Origin of the sequence: Nostoc sp. (assembly GCF_036917435.1) — a bacterium.
GTDB lineage: Bacteria > Cyanobacteriota > Cyanobacteriia > Cyanobacteriales > Nostocaceae > Nostoc.
Genome location: NZ_JBALDM010000047.1, coordinates 161,626 through 178,505, shown reverse-complemented (window position 1 = coordinate 178,505; position 16,880 = coordinate 161,626). Strand labels below are relative to the sequence as shown.

16 protein-coding genes are annotated in these 16,880 nt (G+C 40.4%); 3 read left to right on the top strand and 13 right to left on the bottom strand.

Features of this window, described 5'->3' with window-relative positions:
- Positions 1–216: 216 nt before the first annotated feature.
- The 5 genes from cas2 to V7K98_RS23780 all read right to left on the bottom strand — a co-directional run bounded on the left by cas2 (position 217) and on the right by V7K98_RS23780 (position 3,787).
- Complete coding sequence (gene cas2 / locus V7K98_RS23800; RefSeq protein ID WP_335026337.1) at positions 217–504, bottom strand: CRISPR-associated endonuclease Cas2; 288 nt, start codon at positions 502–504, stop codon at positions 217–219.
- A gap of 38 nt (positions 505–542) precedes the next feature.
- Positions 543–1,547 carry a type I-D CRISPR-associated endonuclease Cas1d gene (gene cas1d, locus V7K98_RS23795; protein ID WP_335026335.1) on the bottom strand — a complete coding sequence of 335 codons (1,005 nt, stop codon included), beginning with the start codon at positions 1,545–1,547 and terminating at the stop codon, positions 543–545.
- Between the two features lie 153 nt (positions 1,548–1,700).
- Complete coding sequence (gene cas4 / locus V7K98_RS23790; RefSeq protein ID WP_335026333.1) at positions 1,701–2,294, bottom strand: CRISPR-associated protein Cas4; 594 nt, start codon at positions 2,292–2,294, stop codon at positions 1,701–1,703.
- Positions 2,295–2,325: 31 nt separating this feature from the next.
- Positions 2,326–3,177, bottom strand: a complete 852-nt coding sequence (cas6, locus tag V7K98_RS23785; RefSeq protein WP_335026331.1) for a CRISPR-associated endoribonuclease Cas6 — start codon at positions 3,175–3,177, stop codon at positions 2,326–2,328.
- Positions 3,167–3,787, bottom strand: coding sequence for a 2OG-Fe(II) oxygenase (locus V7K98_RS23780; RefSeq protein WP_335026329.1), 621 nt, complete (start codon positions 3,785–3,787; stop codon positions 3,167–3,169). Before V7K98_RS23780 ends, cas6 begins: the two co-directional genes overlap by 11 nt.
- 119 nt (positions 3,788–3,906) lie before the next feature.
- On the opposite strand from V7K98_RS23780, the gene V7K98_RS23775 reads away from it, so the two are divergent.
- Positions 3,907–4,317 (top strand): hypothetical protein, encoded by a 411-nt coding sequence (locus V7K98_RS23775; protein ID WP_335026326.1) that lies wholly within the window; start codon positions 3,907–3,909, stop codon positions 4,315–4,317.
- Here the strand turns inward: V7K98_RS23775 and cas5d are convergent, their stop codons facing one another.
- The 8 genes from cas5d to cas3 form a co-directional block, all read right to left on the bottom strand.
- Positions 4,318–5,025, bottom strand: coding sequence for a type I-D CRISPR-associated protein Cas5/Csc1 (cas5d, locus tag V7K98_RS23770; protein WP_335026324.1), 708 nt, complete (start codon positions 5,023–5,025; stop codon positions 4,318–4,320).
- Positions 5,025–6,041, bottom strand: coding sequence for a type I-D CRISPR-associated protein Cas7/Csc2 (gene cas7d / locus V7K98_RS23765; protein WP_335026322.1), 1,017 nt, complete (start codon positions 6,039–6,041; stop codon positions 5,025–5,027). Before cas7d ends, cas5d begins: the two co-directional genes overlap by 1 nt.
- Before the next feature lie 116 nt (positions 6,042–6,157).
- Positions 6,158–9,463, bottom strand: coding sequence for a type I-D CRISPR-associated protein Cas10d/Csc3 (gene cas10d, locus V7K98_RS23760; protein WP_335026320.1), 3,306 nt, complete (start codon positions 9,461–9,463; stop codon positions 6,158–6,160).
- A gap of 17 nt (positions 9,464–9,480) precedes the next feature.
- Positions 9,481–10,500, bottom strand: coding sequence for a PDDEXK nuclease domain-containing protein (locus V7K98_RS23755; RefSeq protein WP_335026318.1), 1,020 nt, complete (start codon positions 10,498–10,500; stop codon positions 9,481–9,483).
- 42 nt (positions 10,501–10,542) lie between these two features.
- Positions 10,543–10,902 (bottom strand): DUF5615 family PIN-like protein, encoded by a 360-nt coding sequence (locus tag V7K98_RS23750; RefSeq protein ID WP_335026316.1) that lies wholly within the window; start codon positions 10,900–10,902, stop codon positions 10,543–10,545.
- A 5-nt stretch (positions 10,903–10,907) separates the two neighbouring features.
- The gene (locus V7K98_RS23745) at positions 10,908–11,150 is read right to left on the bottom strand and encodes a DUF433 domain-containing protein (protein ID WP_335026314.1); all 243 of its coding nucleotides are present in this window, start codon (positions 11,148–11,150) and stop codon (positions 10,908–10,910) included.
- A 140-nt stretch (positions 11,151–11,290) separates the two neighbouring features.
- A complete protein-coding gene (locus V7K98_RS23740; RefSeq protein WP_335026311.1) occupies positions 11,291–11,587 on the bottom strand; it encodes a hypothetical protein in 297 nt (98 codons plus the stop codon).
- A gap of 222 nt (positions 11,588–11,809) precedes the next feature.
- Positions 11,810–13,987 carry a type I-D CRISPR-associated helicase Cas3' gene (gene cas3 / locus V7K98_RS23735; RefSeq protein WP_335026309.1) on the bottom strand — a complete coding sequence of 726 codons (2,178 nt, stop codon included), beginning with the start codon at positions 13,985–13,987 and terminating at the stop codon, positions 11,810–11,812.
- A gap of 100 nt (positions 13,988–14,087) precedes the next feature.
- Between cas3 and V7K98_RS23730 the strand changes: the two genes are divergently transcribed.
- Both V7K98_RS23730 and V7K98_RS23725 read left to right on the top strand, forming a co-directional pair.
- Positions 14,088–14,951, top strand: coding sequence for a WYL domain-containing protein (locus tag V7K98_RS23730; protein WP_335026307.1), 864 nt, complete (start codon positions 14,088–14,090; stop codon positions 14,949–14,951).
- 673 nt (positions 14,952–15,624) lie between these two features.
- On the top strand, positions 15,625–16,866 hold the full coding sequence (locus V7K98_RS23725) for an aminoglycoside phosphotransferase family protein (RefSeq protein WP_335026305.1): 1,242 nt from the start codon (positions 15,625–15,627) through the stop codon (positions 16,864–16,866).
- Positions 16,867–16,880 lie beyond the last annotated feature (14 nt).

The window sequence follows — 16,880 nt, the reverse complement described above, 5'->3', positions numbered from 1 at the left end:
ACTCAATGGCAATCATAGCATTAGAGAATTCGTTTGGAAAGAGCGCCAGGAAAATTTAAAGACTGAAATCGTCTTTTGATAAGCATTTCAGAGATTGCGCGGATGAGGATTAGGTAACTAATGGGTTGAAAGCCTTACTGTACTTGGGATAGAAGCACTTTTTTGAGGCTGTGGAATTTGTACACCTACCCCTCCGCGCATTTGAGATGCAAGAACCTAGCCAGAAGGTGACTCAGCAAAGAAAATTGTTTCGTCTCGTGGCTGTTCTCCGCCAATACGTTCGATTTTTCCCTGACAACAGGCACAGAGAAAATAAAAGCGTACGCTATCGGTGTCGGGTTTTATCAATTTGGCTAAACGCGATCGCAGTTTAGCATACTGAGTGGGAGTAACATCGCACTCAAATACACTCAGTTGCATCCACTGTCCGTAAGACTTGAGAATGGAATGAATTTTAGTCCGACGCTTATCTTCTGGAATGTCGTAGCTGACAACAATATACATGAAGGGAATGGGAATTGGGAATGGGGAAAAATGATAAGTTACTTGAGAACTAAGGGGGGATATTTCTCGATTTCGTTCATGAGGTATTTACTCAACAACCTCGCCTGAATTTCAAAGGATTTTTGGTAGGTGCATTTAGTTCCCATGACTGGATGTTTGAATTCCGATTGTTTCTTTTGTTCGTAGGCGCGGAGAAATGTATGCAGTCCTTCTTTGGTTAAATTCACAGCACCACTGAGCGGTTCGGTGGTAAAATCAGCTAAGGTTAGCGATCGCTTGTTAATTAGCGACAACACTACAGCATCCACTATTAAGGGACGAAATTCTTCCATCAAATCTAAGGCTAAGGAAGGTCTACCATAACGTTCGACGTGTAAGTATCCTAGATAAGGATCGAAGCCGACAATATTTAAAGCACTTTGCACATCATGACGTAGTAATGAATACCCAAAACTCAGTAAGGCATTAACTGGATCGGTTGGTGGGCGGCGGTTTCTGGCTTCAAATTTAAATTCTGGGGTTTTGATTAGGTGTTGAAAACAACCGAAATAGGCTGCACTACCCGCACCTTCTAAGCCTCTGAGTGAATCAATACTGCTAGTTTTTTCGATTGGTGCGATCGCGTTTTCTAATCGCGTGATGTTATTATTCAGGTCAGTATCAGGATGTTCTCGCTGAATGCGAAGTAAGCTATGGCGGTAATTTTTCAATTTCCCCCGCACAAATCCTCTGACTAAATGTATTGCTGATTGTGATTCTCCTATAGCTTGCCATTGGGCTTTCCGAACAAAGATATTTTTGGTAACTTCTGGTTCTAAACGTCCTAAATATCGTCCGTTTTGTGTGAGAAATGTTAAACAAATGTGACGTTCTAAAAGATCGCTAACGACGGCGGGAGAAACGGTAGCCCGTCCTAGTACTACAATTCCCTCTATTTTAATTAAAGGGATATCCAAGATTGTTTTTTGTTCAGCTTTGACGGTGAGACGTTCGTCAACTTTGCCGATAAAAGCGTCAGGTTGTGTTACGTAAACTGTTCCCATTTTTGATTCTTCCTAGTAATAATTGGTGTTTGAGTAAATAGATTTATTGGGGATAATTCGATACGGCTTGTTGGTATAGATAATTTGTCTTTCAAGACGCGATAAATCGCCGTCTCTACAAGTGTTTTGGTCTTATCTGAACTGTATTGTGATTTAATTTACTTCTTGATAACTTTTGACCTTATCAGTTGCCTTGGGTAAACATTGCGAATAAAGACTGCATCCTTGGCAACGTTTGCTGTAAACTGGTTTTGGCATTGCTCCTGTTTCTAAGAGATTTGTGACAGATTGAATAGTAGCGATCGCACTTTGTCGTAACTCTGCATTAATCTCTACTAATTGCCGTTGATGGGAGTGGGCATAATAGATATATCCAGTGTTAACTGGTTGTCCTGTCATCTCCTCCAAACATAAGGCTTGGGCGCAAACTTGCAATTCATCATTATCCCATTCGCCTTTGCGTCCCCGTTTGTATTCGACTGGATAAATTTCACCTGATTGTTCTTCAATTAAATCAGATTTTCCGATGAGTTTGTATTGCTCAGACTTCAGCCAAATCGCCCGAATCTGCCAAGTTTCTCCTCGTTGTACATCGCTTGTCGTGTGGACGCGATCGTGTAAAGTTGTGCCTTCAATTGTGTATTGATTATCGGTAAACTCCCCTGCACAAAACATTCGCCAACAGCGATGCGGACAATAGGCATATTGATTCAATGCCGCAATAGAAATATATTCGGTTTGTTTCATAACTTAGGTGGTTTTTAAATGATTGTTGAAATTAGGGAGAATATAGCCGCCGCGTCATTCCCATGCCCATTGTTGTTTTACGACCAATTCCTGCATACAAAGCAAAGTCAGCTAAAGCGTTAATTTGCTTAATTTGAATCGGTTCAATTGCTCCCAAAATCTTGTAGTTAACTTCGCCAAGAATGCCAATGAATTTACTACGAGAGTCTGCTAATATTTCTGTGTGAATGTTGACAAAAGAAGGAAATATTGACTCGATCGCAATCTGAGTAAATTCTATGCCACTGTATTTATTCCACCGCGAAAGTAGGGAATTAAAGACAGATTCTCTGGTAGGAAGAGTACTGTCATACTGTCCTTGACGGAAGGCGGTGGGTGTGGAGAAGCTAAGGTTTATGGAAGAATTGCGTAGCTTGCCGCCGTAGGCATCGCTAGCTTGTTCGTATAATTGAGCGTAAGTAGTGGCATTTGCCCAAGGTTGAATAGATTGGGGTGTACCTTGAATGCTGGTAATATATAAGTCAGCCGGGCCAAGATGCCAAGGGCGATTGGGATTAAGATTTAGCCAGAGTTGTGTAAGTTGGCTAAAGAGAGTGTCGTCTAATAAAGAGATGCGCCACCAACAAGGAGTTCCGACGGGAATGGGTTCTTGATGAGAGTATTGCAATTGAGATCCTCTTTTACCCCCCTTGGAATAACTGTCAATTTGTAGGGGGGAGAGGGTGAAAGCTTTGTCTGCGGTGGAATCGTGGAGGCGATCGCCTAATGTTCTATCTACGGAACTAACGAGTGTTAAAAATAAAGCATGAAGATGTCTGCCAGTAAGATACTGGGAAGGTATAGGAGACTGGGGAAGCAAATTTAATACTAAGCTATGAGGCATACTTTTTTTGCTTTTTTGTAGACTGAGTGCTTCTTGACTCTACAGTGTACTCAGGAATTTCCTGGAGTTCAGCATCACTCAAACTATACTGTTCACAAACGAGACTGAGGCGATTTCCTGGGGTTTTGACAGCGTTAACCGAATGGGTTAAATCACCTTGAAAATAAACTAAAGTATTGAATTGGGGCTTAATTTGCCCAAGTTGGCGTTTGTGCGATCGCAATACCAGTTCTCCCCCTTCCATATCCGCAGGGACTCGCACATACAGCACACTGACAACCGCAGGTGGTTCAATGGTTTTGCAGTAGGAACGCAAAGAGCGATCGATGTGCGGATCGACGCGGGAGCCTTCTTTTAGCTGTAAAGGATTGAGGTAAAAAGCATTACAATTCGGCTGGAGAGCCAAATCGAGGTAAGGCTTAAAGTAGGGAAACTGCTGTTCTACTTTTGCTAATCCAGAACGCTGAAATACTACAGAAAATCCTTTCGTGGCGACAAAATCGCGGTTGAGGTTGTTGATAGCAAAGTAAGGACAAGCTTGGATTTCTCCCCACAAGTTGTTTAGGTAATCGCTGGGGAAGGCGTTGGATTGTTGTTGATAGTGTTTCACAGTGGATGTGGGGAGCGTACAGAACTAACAGGGTTAAAGATTGTAGCGTAATTTGTTGCTGGGGAAAAGGTTAAAGACTATTGTAAAATCCTTTTGAACTGAAATAAAGAGCTAAAGCGATGAGAATTGATGATTACAATGCAGCAAAGGCACTTACTGAAAAACTAAAAGAGAACTTACCAATTAAAACACGGGCTGGAAAGGAGTTTTTGAAGACATTAAAGCAAAAAGGAGTAAACGCCGATCCAGACAGAGAATTTGAAATTGATTTCGTTGGCTATTCAGGAGATGAAGGTGGGATTATGTGCGGACTAAAAGAGCCAAATAATCCCGAAAGTAAAGAACAATATGTTTCTTCTATTACTCACCTCAAAATTGACCCTAATCATCCTCTAGCTGCTGAGGTACAGACTTACCAACGCCAGCGAATACGTAAGTTAATGTTGCAAGACTCCAGAGGTTTTAAAGCAGAGTTAATGACAATAGAACCTCGAAAAGCTAAAAAACATGGTAAAGGGTTTGGAAGTTAGTTAACTCCGAAAACGATATTCCATCCGAACTGGGATTTTTAAGCTTTGAATGCTATCAAATTGATAGTGTTGACCTCTAATTTGCACATTCTGAATTAAGCTAACTGGAGGCATATTTACTACGTCATAGCTCATCACTTGATTGGTGAACATCACATCTAAAGGATTTAATGGATGTGTACAAGTGAATATACCTTCAGAAATTTTAGGCTTCGGTAATGGTTCAACCGTGACTTCAGCCTTACTCATCCATTTACCCAAGCGAATCCACTTTGGTAGTTTGAGTTCTTTTTGGGAGATGACAAAAAACTCAAATTTACTTTCTGCTGCTATTTCTTTTGCTCTCCCAAAACTAGGAATATTTTTCTGTGTTTTCTCCATTTCAACGTGGTAGTTGTTGTTAGCATACTTCCAGGTGTTGAGGATGGACGAATGATTGAGCGATCGCGCTGGAGTGACGTAAATTTGCTGTTGATTAAGTGGCGTTAAATGCTCCTCATATTTTGGCACTTGTTCGGGGCAAAAATAGCGATAGGAATGTTCTTCTGCAACGGTAGTAGAGTAGATTTGGCTATCAACTAAACCCAGTGCATAACAAAGAGCATAATTGTGAATTATTGCCTCTGTTTCATACAATCTCCCGATTTCACGAGTTGCAAAATATAGGCTGTCATGAAGTTCTATTTGACAACGGTAAATAATTGCCATTACTCTTTCCCTGCTTTAGCAGCTGTTTTCTTCTTACTAATATGCTTCTTGGCATAATCTTTAGCTTCTGCATCAGCTTTTTGCAAAATTGACTGAATTCCTTTCTCGCTTCCTGTTAAAGTTTTGACTTCATTAATTAGGGATACAAAAGCATCACCAATTAAATCTGTATGAACAATAAACTCATCAGCCATTAACGTTTCAATTGCATTCTTAGCAGCAGTAATTACATCATCTTCATCTAGTGGATCGGGAGGATTTATAGTATTATTGGATTTCATTTGGTCATATATTGCCTGAGTCCAACGCAGGTTACTTGTAATTTCTCCATCCGCAAATACAACACCAATTAACTCATTTCTAACACGACCTGTACGGGTGGTTTGCGCTCCATAGTGGCGAGTTCGCAAAATGTTATTAAAAACGTAAAGGAAGCTAGCTTCAGTGGGGTCTTTCAAGGTGACAATACTAGGAAAGAAAACTTGCGGTCTAATATGGTCTTGTTGATTAATTCGACTGGTAACTTCACCTGGTTTAGAACCATTTTCCCCTTTGGAAGCCATCGTCCCATTTTCATAAGGAGCGTTGAGGGTGAATGTTTCGTGTGATTCATCAAAAGCTGTAATTGAAAATGCCGTATCTACTACAACTTTCGATTTTTCAGAGCCAGAGTCACCAATAGCAAATCCGTAAATGATGCAATCAGGGTTATCCATTGCAAAATTCACGTTGTATTCGCATTCTTCAGCCGTCATCAAGCCATAGTTACGCAGTAATTCTCGACCAACTAAACGCTCTGGAGTAGACTGTTTTCGCTTGAACATTGACAAACGGCTAATTGTAGTTTTGTCTTTAACTCCTGCTCTTACCCGTGCTTTATTCAGTTCTGCATCTGTCTGAAATAGAGGATAAGATTCAGTAATGCGAATGGTCAAGAAATGAACATATTTCCCCATTGGTTTGTAAGGAATCTCAGTTTGAAAGAATTTGGATTCAACAGTTTTTAAAATTGCCATGATTTTCTCCAAATAATTATTCACTACTTGTTTACGTTTCCAGCAAAAATGCTAAGGGTAAATCCCTAATCATTCTCGTTATCTATTTCCACAGACTTTTCATTTTTACCTAGACTTCATAGATTATCAATAAATTCTTGCATCAGCTCGTTATCTATTTCCACAGACTTTTCATTTCTTCCTGCATTTTCTTTGTCATCTTCAAGACGATAAAGAAATTCACAGGTATCTCGAATTAAGTTGAGTTGACGACCTGCTAAACGAGCGCGATCGCCTGCAAATGATTTATCAAATACCTCCACTACAAAATACTTGGCAAAATCTAGAACAGCTTGCCGTTCTTGTTCTCGTTTGCTCATAATCCAGCGTCCTTCAGCAGTAGATGAATGAACACGATCCATGAGTTTAAAAACTTCTGCTGCAACAGCCGCAACTAATGTTTCTCCCTGAAACACACTTGACTCTGCTTTGAGTATAGTTTCAGCCGCAATATCAATCGGTTTTAATACAGCATTAGACTTGGGATTATAACGCTTATTCGCTCGGTAAAATATGCGGTATAAATCTGTTAATTTCTTAGGGTGATTCAAACTTGATGCTTCTCCCACAATTAATTGCTCCATATTCGTGTCATATTTCACATAAGGGTCAAAACAAGGATAAAAATGATAGGCATAAAGCCTGATTTTTTCAATTCGCGCTGTTTCCGATCCTTGGTTACGCACCCAGCGATTGAGATAAGAAAAGACGTACAGGGGACTGGTTTCAAAATCTTTAGCCAGTTCTGTAAATCTCCCCCAATTGGCATCGTAACCAGACTTACCCTGTCGCGCATTCACATCTAAATGAATGGCGTAAGCGGCGGTCAGCACATTTAAAGGTGCTGGGTATTGAATACCGTTTTCATTCCAGCCTTCGAGAATGTAGTCAAGACGGAAGCGATCGCGCCTTACTAAAGCCCGGAAAGCATGAGGCGCACTATCAAGGAAAACGCTTTCCTCAAACTCAGCCCCATCATTAAAAGGTGGAATTGGCGACTCTGAAACCACAGTTTTAACATCTAAAATCATTGGGAAAGCAAACGCTAACCAAGTTGGCATTACCCATGATTCGGTATCGGTGCTGTCTCTTCCTGGCGGGAGTGCCATGAAGTAAAATGTTAAAGGCTGGTCTTCAGGATAGGAAAGCTTAAAGGTGCGATCCTTGTCACGCTGGAGGTTTTCATCGATTAAGAAACTATCTACACTTTGATAGCGATCGCGCCCCAAATCCGCCTGTAAATCCTTACTGATAAAATGATTGCGAATGCTGGTATCAAAGCGAGTTTGAGCAATACCATTGTATGCTTTCTGCAAAAATTTGTTAGTCTCTGGAGTAAAGTAATAAGTAGGATAAAAGTAGAGATAGCGATATTTTCCATCTTCAAACCGCTTACCTACAGCTTGAGTTTGATTCATCAAGATTTGCCTCAGCATCATCTCCACACCTGCAATACTGGAGATATTGCGTTTGGCGTTAGAACCTCCTAACATTTGCTTATTTGTATAAACTTGTGGCGTAAATAAAACTGCTGATTCCATTTGCTCAGTCACCGTGTAAGCAGAATGAGAAATTGAGCAGATTAATTGTTTCCCTCGCCCTGCTTTTTTCGCAGCATTGTAATTGCCTAACTCATCTAGGAATGTTTCAACTTGAGTTTTAACAGATGGCTCTTGATTAGTGCCTGGTAACATCACAACTCGTTTTACCCAGAGCCTTAAATCATCCCAACCATCAGGTAATTCATATTGAGAAATTATCGGAGAAATTAAGGTTGTCAAGTAATCAATGACTTTCTGACAAGTTTCGCGTACATCTTCAATTCCTGGATGATGTTCTAAATATTTAGCCGCCAAATAATACCATTCATAAGGTACTCCTCCAGTATTACCCTTTAACTTATTTTCTTTCAGACTTTCATTAATGCGTTGAATTTCTCTAATTTGGGGTAAACATTCTGCTAAATTCCAAAATTCTGCAACCTTGTGAGTTAAATCAAAATCGGGAACTACTGGCAGCTTTTTATCTTTTTTACGAGCAGAATCAACACGATTAACTGTCTCTTCCCAAATCTTCCGGCTAACTAAATCACCAAATTCTGCTATTTGGTCAATACGGATATCGTCTTCAAATTTGAAGTCATAATCAGCAGATAAAACATTTTGTTGCTGAAACTTATTCAGATTTTCGCTGCGACTTTTAGCGACAGACCCTTTGTTAGGGTTTAAGATGCGTAATGTGGCATCTAAGGCTACTTTCATTAAGCCTATGTCATCAAAAAATAAGTTGTAATATTCGGCATATTTCATGCCTTTGCCATCTCTACCAAATCCTGTTTGTCTGAGGCGTAATTGTCCGGCACAAAGCGATTTAATACTATTAACTACACGGTTTGGTAAATCTTCCGGCGAGATAGCTGGAGCATTGCGCGAAGCTAAGTAAATCACACCTGTTGGCAGATATAACAAAGGTTCGTAGTAGATATCTTCATCAGTATTCAGACTGATATGAGCGTCAACTAAAGCATTATTCACCACATTAGTTAAAACACCACGGTTTTCAGCAATACTGTGATAGGTAAATTTTAATTGTCCATCACTTAAACTGTGGATGATTTCTTTGAGTCTAGGATGTTCTGCGTCCTGGGGATGTTTAACAATTGAGGCGAGAGAATCAGCTAAACAAGTTAAATCAGATAAACTGCGAAGGGTACGGTCTTTGAGAACAGGATTTAGCCCGAATTCAGAAAAATTCCAGTTAGTATCCCAGCGACGTTGAGCATTATAAGCCATGCACAACAAATCATCTAGATACTCTCGATAAGCTTCAGGATTTTCTGGATTTATAAAGTTATTTAGTCCTAACTGATGAACTTTTTTATCAATAATTTCACGATGTTCTGTTAACGGTAGCTTGCGGCAATTTTCAGGTACATCAGGAAACTTTTCAAAATCATGTAAAATAAATCCAGCAATTACTAAACGCCTTTCTCGCTCTTTCACCACTCGCTGCACTGTGGTATTAAGTTTTTCTAAACGTTTCTCAATTAAATTAGCTGGGAATAAACCATTGAGTAAGTGAGTATTCAGTGATTGGTCAGCAGCGTTATCTCGTCTGACCTTAGTTTTTCCTTCAGCTTCTCGCTGTTGGTCAATTTCATCAAAAAACTTACCGCCTTTCGCGGTTACACCAATAGCTATCCGCAACAGATTTGGTAAGACATACTCGGCAAAGTCTGCCATTACCCTATCATCTGGATTTTGAGATTGAATAGCTTCACGCAATAGTTTAAGTGTTAATAATTCGCCTTCGCTTTCAATAGTGCGGTCTGAAGAATCACCATCAAAACCAAAATCACCTGATAACCAATCATCATTAGACATTTTCAAACTCCAATTTTTTATTCCACGCCTTCTAGCAACTTGGCAACTTGCTCTGGAGCCGGAAGCTGATTTTTTAATTCTTGAGGCAAGGTAGAAAACAGTTTATAAGTTGCTATACCAATAGGTTTATTCGATTCTCTCAGTGCATACTCAACAATAGTTTTATCTTTAGATTTGCAAAGAATAATTCCGATTGAGAGATTTTCGTCTGGGAATCGAGATAAATCATCTAAAGCCGCCAGATAAAATTGCATTTTTCCCACATACTCAGGTAGGAACTCTCCAGTTTTTAACTCAATCGCAACTAGACATTTTAATTGGCGGTGATACAGCAACAGGTCAATAAAAAATTCTTTATCGCCAACTTCTAAGCGATACTGACTGCCAACAAAAGTAAACCGCCCACCCATTTCTTGCAAGAATGGTTCAACTCTTACCAAAATTGCCTGTTCTAGCTGTCGTTCACTGTGTTCATCTGCTAGTTCCAAGAAATCAAAAGTATATTCATCTTTGACAGCTAGTTTTAATTGGTTACGAATCTCTGCTGGAACAGTTTTATCAAAGTTAGTCTGATTTAACAGAGTTTTTTCATAGGTTTGATTTTCAATTTGGTGAATCAAAACATTCTTTGTCCAGCCAAATTTGCGAGTCATTCTGATATAAAACTCTCGTTCTAGTTCATCTTTGCACTTCTCTACAATGACTAGATTGTGACTCCATCCAATTTCTCGCACCATTGGTGCGAGTTTTTCATTGTTGACATAAGATTCATAAAAAAGCCTCATTCGCCAGAGGTTAGCAGCAGAAAATCCACTAATTCCTGGAAACTCTGCTTGTAAGTCTTTTGCTAACTGTTCTACTACGGATTTTCCCCAACTAGCGCCCTGCTGTTGAGTAACAATTATCTGTCCAATGTCCCAGTAGAGGTTAATCATTTCCCGATTAACTGCTTTTAGTGCTTCGTACTGGGCTGAACGAATACGCTGTTTTATTTCCATTAGTAAATGTCTGTAATCCTCTGAAATGGGGTTACTCATAGCGGAAATTGATGCTATTGCTTTTTGAAATTTGTGAATTTTTCAGTTATCGCTTGCGGCTGGTCGAATTCTCACCCTACCTAATTCGGCGGTTACAATTGCACCAGACACTAATTCATCACCATAAAGCTGAAGTACTCGCAGACAGACAACTGATTGCTCTGTAGTAATGAGATTAACCAAGCGCAAAATGCCACAGTGAGGGTTTCCCCGTACAATCGCCAACTCTCCAAAGTCTTTATCAAGGGTTATTAAAATTCGACTTTCACGATAAGCAGTTGCTAAAATCTCCTTATCGCCTTGATCTTCTGACCAATCTCCAGTCCAAACTACGTCATAGCCAGCAGCAAGTAAATTGGTACGCACCCCAAACCACACACAAGTATCTAGCAGTATTTTCACATTGCTTACTCTATCAATAATGGTTCAATTCGCTCATGGCCAACTAGCCTGCGCGCGTAGATTAAACAGGCTTGCACATCTTCCCGTTCTAACCAGGGATAAGCTTCTAGCAAGGTTTCGATAGTATCTCCTGCTGCAAGCATCCCTAAAATATGTTCAACAGCTAGGCGGCGACCTCGAATAATTGGTTTACCGCCAAAGATTTGGGGGTTGACTGTGATTCTTTCCAAAAGTTGTTGCTCGTTCATGGTTTATCTGCGTAGTAACAGTAAATTGCTTTATGTATGGTGTGTACAGTGCAAACGGCAGAGCAGTCTAAATCTGGTGGGCAGGCATTTGAACTGATGACCTTCCGATTACAAGTCGGGTGTACACTGCAAACAGCATCTTAATCTAGTGGGCAGTAAATATTTACTAGACCCTGTAGGTTTTCAATTTCACTATCCTTGTGTCTAATACAATTTAGTATTAAACCCTTAGACTCCTCAATCTGCTCATTCTGACTGTCAAGTATTTGCAATATATATTCATTTAATAAGTCTAATTTTTCCTCTAAGGCATCAATACGACGACGATGTTCACGGACTTCACCAAATAGGCGTAGAGTCAGTGCTTGGTTGAGATGGTCGAAATCGGCATTCAGTATAAGGTTGGTCAGGTGGGGGTCGGCATTCTGGTTTTGCATTGCTTTTGCATAGAATAACGATCAGTATATAGAGTTTACAGTGTATTAACCAGGGAAACTCCTTTACCCTGCATAAAACCTGTACACTACAGTATAAGTCTAAGGCACTGAAACACTCAAAATCCCTATTAGGGATTGAAACAATACCCTGTGAACGTACTACTGTTCGTTCCTCTGCCTTCAGACTTTGAATCACTAAAATCCCTATTAGGGATTGAAACCTCAAGCAATCCATATCTCATCTCCTTTGCTTTTAAACGTGTATGCAAGCGTATCCAGCAGCAGTGCAGAGTGACCAAAAGCGATCGCATAGGGCGCAGTAGCATCATGAAAGCTATACTGATCGCTGATGCCATAAATCTGAAAATTCATCGGTAGCCTTAGCCGCATCCGCACTTCAGCAAGAGGACGGCGAATCACGTAACAAACCAAACCCTCTTTTTTTAGGCGTTTGTTAATTTCCCCAACCCAATAGTTGTCAGGTTGCCAAATTTCCACACCAGTCAAAACCTGAACTTTCCAAGCGTCTGCAATTGGCTGCAAGTTAGCAGAATAGGTAAACTTCCAGTTCAGCCGTTCCTCTCGGTAGGAACGCAACTTCATAAATGCTAGACAATGAGCAAATCTACCTTTGGCGATGGGTTGTCCCGTGCGTTCTGCGGTTTCTTTGAGTGTCCGTATAAATCCCGCTTCCGTCCACATTTCAATTTCTAAATTTCCCAAAATACCCGGTAAATCGTAGGTTTTAAACCTATCTGCCTCGTTTTCTTCCGTTAAGTCGTATAAACCACATTGCAAAGGACTTGAACCTCGAAAACTAGCAGCATCCTCAGCAATGGGATTTCCTGATTTACCAGAAACCGCTTGCCAATCTTTCGCCCATCCTTGAATACGCCCAGCTTGTGACTTCAGACTTGTTTCAAATAATTGTTCACAGGCTTGTTGAAACTTGTCTCGGCTTTGGGCATACTGTTGTTTAATTGTGCGATCGCTCAACTGATAAAACAGCCAAAATGATTGCACAGCCCCCCAACGACGATAATAACCACTAAAATCGTTGATTTGTCGATAATTCTCGGTAATTGTATTGTGAAAAGAGGGGCGATCGCAAATACTATTTACCTCTAAAGATGGAACATCTACCTTAAATAAACGCTCAACTAAGAAGTTAGGAACTAGAGCAAAAGCTGTAAAATTATCAAACTTTATTTCTTGACCATCTTTTTCATATCCATCATGTCTTCCTAAGCGTCCAAAACGTTGGATAAAGTTACCTGCATCGGATGATTCAAAAATTAGGAAATTAATTTTGAAATCAACCCCTACATCAATAGTGCTAGTACCAATAACCAAGTCAGCAGAAAGACTTCGCTCCTTTTCTCCTTTTCCCGATAGCCCTGTATTTTCTCCAACTTTCAATCCGTAAGGCTGTAATATTTCCCGAAAAAATTGAGTTAGGCGTTTGACTGCTGCAATTGAGTTAAGGATGATTGCGCCTTTACTTCCCGGATACTGCTGAAACTGAGCCAAAATCAAACCACTATTTTCTTTTAGCCAAGTTTCGGAAGCTTTAAATGACGGTTCCAAAGGAATAAAATTCAATGTAATTGTCCGCGCTACCTGCCGCCATCCCTGTGTTTGCAGTTGCTGTCCTTGTTCTGGTGTATCGGGAAATTGATATTTTTTGTGTTTTAGAGGATCAATTTCTTTACAACGAAATCCTGCTTTTTCTAATCGCCCAATTAAGTTTGTATCTGGTGTAGCTGAGAGAAATAGAAATTTCTTACAGCGGTTTGTACAGCGAATTAACAACATTGTGTTAATCACACTAGCAATTTGAGGAGCAGCAAAAACGTGAAATTCATCAAAAACAAATAAGTCAAAATCTTTATCAATTCTGCCCCATAGTTTATCGGGACTATCGCCGCGAATTATGTAAGCACCTCTATGCAGGTAATGAAAAATATCAGGGTTTGTTAATAATGCTTCTCTCTGGTTAGTGAGAGTTGCGATCGCGGCTCCTTTTTTCAACCCTTCATTTTCAGCATAAATCTCTAAATCAGCCCCACTGAGTCGCACTACACGCGGCTGATTCTCTGGCTGGAATTGCTCAACATATCCTCTAATCTGCGTTTCTTGGTCGCGGGCGAGTTCGTTGGTTGGGTAAAGTCCGATCGCAGAAAATTCACCCTGAAGAACTTCTAGGTAAGCCGCTAGACTTTTACCATCACCTGTCATCGCAGTGTTGAACACAACATCAATATTTGGATCGCGTAACGCTTCTAAAGTTGCGGCTTGATGCCAAGAAAGCAACCAATCTTTAGGTAGTTTCACCCCGTCAGGTGTGGGGACGGTTTGGGAGTAAACAGGCTTGAGAGTAATTCTGTAATTTTCGGACATACACTTAAATAGTGTCCGTAACTGGTTGTTAAAAACTATATTGGCACGCAAAATAGAAGTTGACAAGAGAAGTTATGTACAAAGTATACGGACAATTTTAATGAGTCGAAAAGGTCAATCTATTACACTGTCGATATCAGAACGTGATAAAGCCGAGCTAGAAGCGATCGCTCGTGAATTCGGTATGATGTGGGGAGAAGATCCTAACATCTCGAAGTTAATTAAAGCGATCGCTCAACGTCAGTTACTCATCGGTAACAATAACGATTGGAAAGAACCACGCATCAGGGCATTACATCGCTGTATCAATGCTTTGACAGACATCGGGCAAATTGAACAAGCCCAAATCATTGCAAACTTACTTCTCGAACGCAGCGAACTATCATTACCGTTGCGAGGCGAAATCGAACGTTTCTTAGAGAATTTGCCCCCAGCTTGGCGATTAGAAATAGACCGCTATATCTTACGCGAACAGCCCTTTCAGCTTTCTTATCAAGATGCGATACAACAAGTACTTAATTTTACCGTTCGCTACGCCAAAGTTACACCCCACGAAAAGCGGCAATATCTTGATTGCTGGTGCGAAGAGACAGAAGGAAACTTTGATGTACCAGAACTGGTTCACAACTGGAGTTTACGATTAGACAGGATTACTGAAGCTGCTGTCATGCCAATTTCTGGTGAATGGCGAAGTTTGGCTGAGATAGAAGTGGAAATGCATCTATTTGCTGGCTTGGCTTTTGCCTATCAAGCTAAACAAGAAGACAATATTAATGAGTGGATACCAGATAAAGCGCGAGTCCGGCGAGTTGTCAGGCGAGTATCTAGTACATTTTGGTTTAGCCGCGAAGTCATGCAGTATGCGCCAGATTGTGTAGTGATACTACCAGAGAATGTGCGCGATCGCCTCAAACAAAAACTCCTCACCCTCTGCCAGTTATACGATATCGAAACCAGGTCTTAACTCTTTCCCTCTCCGACTCGGAGAGGGACGGTTTTACATCGTAAAACCAGGGAGAGGTTTTTATTTACAACCCCTTCAACATACTTGACAAAAGTACATTTCCATAAGATGCACTCATGTAACCGTTATGTGCGATCGCCTCTAGCCATCTACAATACGTAAGTAACAAAAATGAGGTAATAACAAGGCTTTCAGACATCAATTCTGAAAATTAAAGAAAAAAATAATTACTATTTGCCTAAAAATTCCGGTTTTTTTAGCTTTGGGATGATAAATAAAAATAATAGCGTTGAATGTCATGCTTCCCTCTGCGAAGGATTACTGAAATTCTTCGCTGCCTTCAGGATGACTACTGAACATCAAATAACATCTGCCGCCAATCAGTTTTTTGCTTGAGATTCTGCTACATCAAAAGGCTCTACCACAAAACTTGCTCTAGATGTATCTAAGTAACTATGCTGATAAAGTGTAAAGATGTCACCGTATTTAGGAGTGAATTTTAAAGCAATTGTAAAGGAATTTGTACCATTTTGGCAGGTTTTTATCGGAAAGATGGGATATTAGTAGATTGTACAAATCTTTATTGTTATTCACTATCTACCGAAAACTGCTAAGTACAACCAAATACCGACACAGATAAGTTTAAGTAATTTAATGAAGTAGGAAGTAATACATGGTATTATCACTGTCTTCTCATAACGTTATCCAGTATCTGCAAGAAGCGGGGCTGTGTAGCTCAGAAGATGACGCATCAGATAAATCTGAGTTGCCAGGAAGTAGTAAGAACAATTCCGATTTACTCGTGACTCTAGCAGATAATCGAAAACTGCTCGTTAAACAAGAACGTAACGTTAAAAGCAATGACGGCGCTCCTCATGAATTGTTTCAGGAGTGGCTATTTCATCAGTTGCTCCAGCAGTTTCCTGTTCTTGGCAATATTTCCGCGATCGCACCATCGGTAGTCCATTTTGACGAAGAAAATTCTATCCTCGTCCGCAACTACTTAAGTGAATATCGGGAACTTGCGACATTCTACCACAACAATGAGATTTGTCCACAAGAAATTGCCACAGCCATCGGCACTACTTTAGCGGGACTTCATCGCGCAACCTACAACCGCCGAGAATATAAGGATTTCATGGCAACTGCTCCCCAAGGAGAGTTTCGCTATGGCTTTTACAATCCGGCGCAAGGGGTAGAGTCAATTGGGCCGGAGATTTTTGGGACGGTTCCCACGGATGCGCTGAAATTCTATCTACTCTACCAGCAATCGGAGAGTTTGGAATCTGCGATCGCAGATTTGGCTTATGCCTGGAATCCTTGCTGCTTGACTCACAACGACCTGAAATTGAACAACATTTTAGTTCATTCCAGGTGGGATAAACTAGACAATTGCCTAGTAAAACTAATTAATTGGGAAGCTTGTTCTTGGGGAGATCCAGCTTTTGATTTAGGTACTTTACTAGCAAGCTATTTAGGGATTTGGCTCAATAGCCTTGTAGTAGATCCCACCATTGAGTTACAAGAATCTCTACATCTGGCGTTGACACCGTTGGAGAGTTTACAACCTTCAATTATTGCTCTAATTAGAGCTTATCTAAATGCTTTTCCCATGATTTTAGAATACCGTAGTGACTTTATTGTGCGCGTTATTCAATTTGCAGGGCTAGCACTCATTCATCAAATTCAGGAGATGATTACTTGCCGAAAATCCTTTAATAATGCTGATATTTGTATGCTGCAAGTGGCTAAAAGTTTACTCACTATACCGCAGCAAGGCGTACTGACTATTTTCGGGATATCAGAGTCAGAAATCCTTAACCCTGTAGGAAAAGTTCATAAACTTCCTCAGCCTGTAAAGGAGCCACAGCTACTTCGTCTATATTACGAAAAAACCCGGCTTCGGGGTTGTTAATAGCAGGGAGTAGA

Coding starts and splice junctions, on each gene's coding strand:
- cas2 (WP_335026337.1), bottom strand. CDS start 504: ATGTATATTGTTGTCAGCTACGACATTCCAGAAGATAAGCGTCGGACT.
- cas1d (WP_335026335.1), bottom strand. CDS start 1,547: ATGGGAACAGTTTACGTAACACAACCTGACGCTTTTATCGGCAAAGTT.
- cas4 (WP_335026333.1), bottom strand. CDS start 2,294: ATGAAACAAACCGAATATATTTCTATTGCGGCATTGAATCAATATGCC.
- cas6 (WP_335026331.1), bottom strand. CDS start 3,177: ATGCCTCATAGCTTAGTATTAAATTTGCTTCCCCAGTCTCCTATACCT.
- V7K98_RS23775 (WP_335026326.1), top strand. CDS start 3,907: ATGAGAATTGATGATTACAATGCAGCAAAGGCACTTACTGAAAAACTA.
- cas5d (WP_335026324.1), bottom strand. CDS start 5,025: ATGGCAATTATTTACCGTTGTCAAATAGAACTTCATGACAGCCTATAT.
- cas7d (WP_335026322.1), bottom strand. CDS start 6,041: ATGGCAATTTTAAAAACTGTTGAATCCAAATTCTTTCAAACTGAGATT.
- cas10d (WP_335026320.1), bottom strand. CDS start 9,463: ATGTCTAATGATGATTGGTTATCAGGTGATTTTGGTTTTGATGGTGAT.
- V7K98_RS23755 (WP_335026318.1), bottom strand. CDS start 10,500: ATGAGTAACCCCATTTCAGAGGATTACAGACATTTACTAATGGAAATA.
- V7K98_RS23745 (WP_335026314.1), bottom strand. CDS start 11,150: ATGAACGAGCAACAACTTTTGGAAAGAATCACAGTCAACCCCCAAATC.
- V7K98_RS23740 (WP_335026311.1), bottom strand. CDS start 11,587: ATGCAAAACCAGAATGCCGACCCCCACCTGACCAACCTTATACTGAAT.
- cas3 (WP_335026309.1), bottom strand. CDS start 13,987: ATGTCCGAAAATTACAGAATTACTCTCAAGCCTGTTTACTCCCAAACC.
- V7K98_RS23730 (WP_335026307.1), top strand. CDS start 14,088: ATGAGTCGAAAAGGTCAATCTATTACACTGTCGATATCAGAACGTGAT.
- V7K98_RS23725 (WP_335026305.1), top strand. CDS start 15,625: ATGGTATTATCACTGTCTTCTCATAACGTTATCCAGTATCTGCAAGAA.